Source organism: Stenotrophomonas sp. PS02300 (assembly GCF_029959395.1).
In the GTDB taxonomy this organism is placed as follows: Bacteria; Pseudomonadota; Gammaproteobacteria; order Xanthomonadales; family Xanthomonadaceae; genus Stenotrophomonas; species Stenotrophomonas maltophilia_AD.
Genome location: NZ_JASCOP010000213.1, coordinates 1 through 3,787, shown reverse-complemented (window position 1 = coordinate 3,787; position 3,787 = coordinate 1). Strand labels below are relative to the sequence as shown.

Here is a 3,787-nt window from a genome sequence, read left to right as displayed (position 1 = left end):
TCGCCCGACCAACGGTCGGGCGCTACCGCCGCACGAGCCGGCCCACCATCGGCTGGCCCGGCCGCCGGTAGGTACCCACCGTTGGTGGGTACGCTTTTACGGCAGCGGGGGCAGCAACCCCGCGCCCAGCCGGTTCCAGGCATTGATCACCGCGATGCCCATGCTCAGGTCGCTGATGCCCTTTTCATCGAAATGCGGTGAAAGCGCCTCGAACGCGGCATCGGACGGTGCCGCCGTGCTCAGCCGGGTCAGTGCCTCGGCCCAGCCCAGCGCAGCCTTCTCACGGTCATCGAAAAAGCGGCTTTCATGCTAGGCGGGCAGCGTGTCGAGCTTGCGCGGCTCGATCCCGCCCTTGCGCAGCGCGGTGCCGTGCATGTCCATGCAGTAGCCGCAGCCATTGATCTGGGACACGCGCAGGAACACCAGTTCCATCAGCGTGGGGTCGATCGAGCTGTCATGCACGGCCTTGCTGGTGGCCAGCAGGCCCTTGAAGGCGTCGGCGGCCAGGCGGGTATAGGGAACACGGGGGGAAGCGGACATGGGTGTCTCCATCGGGCGGGTTTCAGGGCTTCTTCATCCTATAAGACGGGGCAGGGTCGCCTGCTGTGACAGGGCCCGGCGCAGTTGTCGGGAGTGATTCCCACCACCGCCGGGCCGGGGCGCTAAAATGGTGGGCTTACCCCCGCCAGCCCCGAGCAAGCGAGCATTACGTGACATCGATCAAGCAGGAAGACCTCATCCAGTCCATCGCCGACGCGCTGCAGTACATCTCGTACTACCACCCGGTCGACTACATCAAGAGCCTCACCGCCGCCTACGAGCGCGAAGAGTCGCCGGCCGCGAAGGAAGCGATGGCCCAGATCCTGATCAATTCGCGCATGTGCGCCGAAGGCCACCGGCCGATCTGCCAGGACACCGGCATCGTCACCGTGTTCCTGGAAATCGGCATGAACGTGCGCTGGGACGACGCCACCATGGGCGTGGAAGACATGGCCAACGAAGGCGTGCGCCGGGCCTACAACCACCCGGACAACAAGCTGCGCGCCTCGGTGCTGGCCGACCCGGCCGGCAAGCGCGTCAATACCAAGGACAACACCCCGGGCGTGGTCAACGTCAAGGTGGTGCCGGGCGATACCGTCGAGGTGATCGTGGCGGCCAAGGGCGGCGGTTCGGAAGCCAAGAGCAAGTTCGCCATGCTCAACCCGTCCGATTCGATCGTCGACTGGGTGCTCAAGACCGTGCCGACCATGGGCGCCGGCTGGTGCCCGCCGGGCATGCTTGGCATCGGTATCGGTGGCACCGCTGAGAAGGCGATGCTGCTGGCCAAGGAATCGCTGATGGAGCCGATCGACATCAACGAACTCAAGGCCCGTGGCGCCTCCAACCGCGCCGAAGAACTGCGCCTGGAGCTGTACGACAAGGTCAACGCACTGGGCATCGGCGCGCAGGGCCTGGGCGGCCTGACCACGGTGCTGGACATCAAGGTCAAGGACTTCCCGACCCACGCGGCCAACCTGCCGGTGGCGATGATCCCCAACTGCGCCGCCACCCGCCACGCCCACTTCACCCTGGACGGCAGCGGCCCGGTGATGCTGGACCCGCCGTCGCTGGAAGACTGGCCGCAGATCACCTACGACGCCTCCAAGGGCACCCGCGTCGACCTCGACACGATCACCCCGGAAGACGTGGCCAGCTGGAAGCCGGGCCAGACCCTGCTGCTCAACGGCAAGCTGCTCACCGGCCGCGATGCCGCGCACAAGCGCATGGTGGACATGCTCAACAAGGGCGAGCCGCTGCCGGTCGACCTCAAGGGGCGTTTCATCTATTACGTCGGCCCGGTCGATCCGGTGCGCGACGAAGTGGTGGGCCCGGCCGGTCCGACCACCGCCACCCGCATGGACAAGTTCACCCGCCAGGTGCTGGAACAGACCGGCCTGCTGGGCATGGTCGGCAAGGCCGAGCGCGGCCCGGCCGCGATCGAGGCGATCCGCGACAACAAGTCGGCCTACCTGATGGCGGTGGGCGGTTCTGCCTACCTGGTCTCCAAGGCGATCAAGGCGGCCAAGGTGGTTGGCTTCGCCGACCTGGGCATGGAAGCGATCTACGAGTTCACCGTGCAGGACATGCCGGTGACCGTGGCGGTGGATTCCACCGGCGAATCGGTGCACATCACCGGCCCGCGCGAGTGGCAGGCGAAGATCGGAAAGATCCCGGTGGTCGTGGCCTGAGGCTCGACGTGGTAGGTACCGACCGTTGGTCGGTACCGCCTCAGCGCAGCACCAGCATCCGCAAGGCCAGCCCGCCCAGCACCGTGCCCATCAGCATGCGCTGCGCCACCTGCCAGCGCGGACGGCGTGCCAGGAACGCGGCGATGCTGCCTGCGGCCAGTACGATCAGGCCGTTGATGCTGATGCTGGTGGCGATCTGCAGCGATCCCAGCAGCAACGATTGGGTCATCACGCTGCCGTGGTCGTGCGGCTGGATGAACTGCGGCAGCAGGGAGAGGTACAGCACCGCGATCTTCGGATTGAGCAGGGCGGTGAACAGGCCCATCGAAAACAGGCGGCGCGGACTGTCCTGCGCAAGCTCGCGCAGCTCGAACGGCGAGCGGCCGCCAGGGCGCAGCGCCTGCCAGGCCAGGTACAGCAGGTACAGCGCCCCGCCAACGCGCAGCGCGTCGTAGGCCAGCGGCACCGCCATGAACAGCGCGGTGATGCCCAGCACCGCGCACAGCAGGTAGACCATCAACCCGACGGCGATGCCGCCCAGTGACACCAGGCCCGCCGCGCGGCCCTGGCAGATCGAGCGTGATACCAGGTAGATCATGTTCGGCCCCGGGGTGAGCACCATGCCCAGCGCGATCAGGCTGAAGGCCAGCAGGTGGGAAGGATCGGGCATGTCGGCACGGCGTGGGGTGGCGGAAGATGCGCAGCATGCTAGGCCGCCGCCGAGCCGCCCGACAGCCACAGCCGCGCGGCAATGCGGCGGCCATCTGTATCCATTGCCGGAGGCAGCGTCGCGCGCATAATCAGGGTCTTCCCACCCGCAGGTTCCGCGCATGGCCACCACGTTGTATGGATCCTCCAGCACCGCCTCGCTGGTGGTGCATTGGCTGCTGATCGAACTGGGCATCGAGCACAAGCTGGTGCTGCTCGATTTCGATACCCGCGAGCAGAAGTCGGCCGATTACCTGGCGCTCAATCCGGCCGGGCGCGTGCCCACGCTGGTGATGGGCAGCCAGGTGCTGACCGAGGCGGCGGCGATCGCGCTGCACCTGGCCGACCTGCATCCGCAGGCCGGGTTGCTGCCGGCGTCGGGCACGCCCGAGCGCGCGCAGGCCTACCGCTGGATGTTCTGGTGTGCCAACACGCTGCAGCCGGCCTACCGGGCCTGGTTCTATGCCGATGAAGTGGCCGGTGCGGACAGCGTGGACGCGGTACGCGAGGGTGCGCGCCAGCAGCTGGAAGCGGGCTGGGCTCGGTTCGCCGAGCACCTGCAGCAGGCGGGGCCCTACGTGCTGGGCGAGCGCATCAGCGTGGTCGATTTCATGCTGGTGATGCTGATGCGCTGGTCACGCAACATGCCCCGGCCCAGTGATACGTGGCCGGAGTTGAAGGCCTACGCCGAGCGGCTGAAATCACGCCCGGCGTTCGTTGAGGTCTACCGCCGCGAAGGCATCACCGACTGGCGGTAACACCGCGCAGCCACGCAGGGCGTGGCTCTACGCGGGTCGATCAGCAAGCAAACCCACGCGGGTCGGGTAACGTGCGTAGAGCCACGCCCTGCG

At 67.3% G+C, this 3,787-nt stretch carries 3 protein-coding genes and 1 pseudogene; 2 read left to right on the top strand and 2 right to left on the bottom strand.

The genetic code is table 11. From position 1 onward, the window contains the following. Positions 1–96 precede the first annotated feature (96 nt). Positions 97–540: pseudogene (locus QMX79_RS20315) on the bottom strand (carboxymuconolactone decarboxylase family protein). 170 nt (positions 541–710) lie between these two features. Here QMX79_RS20315 and QMX79_RS20310 point away from each other — a divergent pair. Continuing rightward, the gene (locus tag QMX79_RS20310; protein ID WP_282248389.1) at positions 711–2,228 is read left to right on the top strand and encodes a fumarate hydratase; all 1,518 of its coding nucleotides are present in this window, start codon (positions 711–713) and stop codon (positions 2,226–2,228) included. A 40-nt stretch (positions 2,229–2,268) separates the two neighbouring features. On the opposite strand, the gene QMX79_RS20305 is transcribed toward QMX79_RS20310, so the two are convergent. Further along, positions 2,269–2,898, bottom strand: coding sequence for a LysE family translocator (locus QMX79_RS20305; protein ID WP_282248388.1), 630 nt, complete (start codon positions 2,896–2,898; stop codon positions 2,269–2,271). Between the two features lie 160 nt (positions 2,899–3,058). Between QMX79_RS20305 and QMX79_RS20300 the strand changes: the two genes are divergently transcribed. Beyond that, positions 3,059–3,694, top strand: coding sequence for a glutathione S-transferase family protein (locus tag QMX79_RS20300; RefSeq protein ID WP_282248387.1), 636 nt, complete (start codon positions 3,059–3,061; stop codon positions 3,692–3,694). The last annotated feature ends 93 nt before the right edge of the window (positions 3,695–3,787 follow it).

Excerpts from the sequence above, each read along its gene's own strand:
- QMX79_RS20305 (WP_282248388.1), bottom strand. The coding sequence starts at position 2,898 with ATGCCCGATCCTTCCCACCTGCTGGCCTTCAGCCTGATCGCGCTGGGC.
- QMX79_RS20300 (WP_282248387.1), top strand. The coding sequence starts at position 3,059 with ATGGCCACCACGTTGTATGGATCCTCCAGCACCGCCTCGCTGGTGGTG.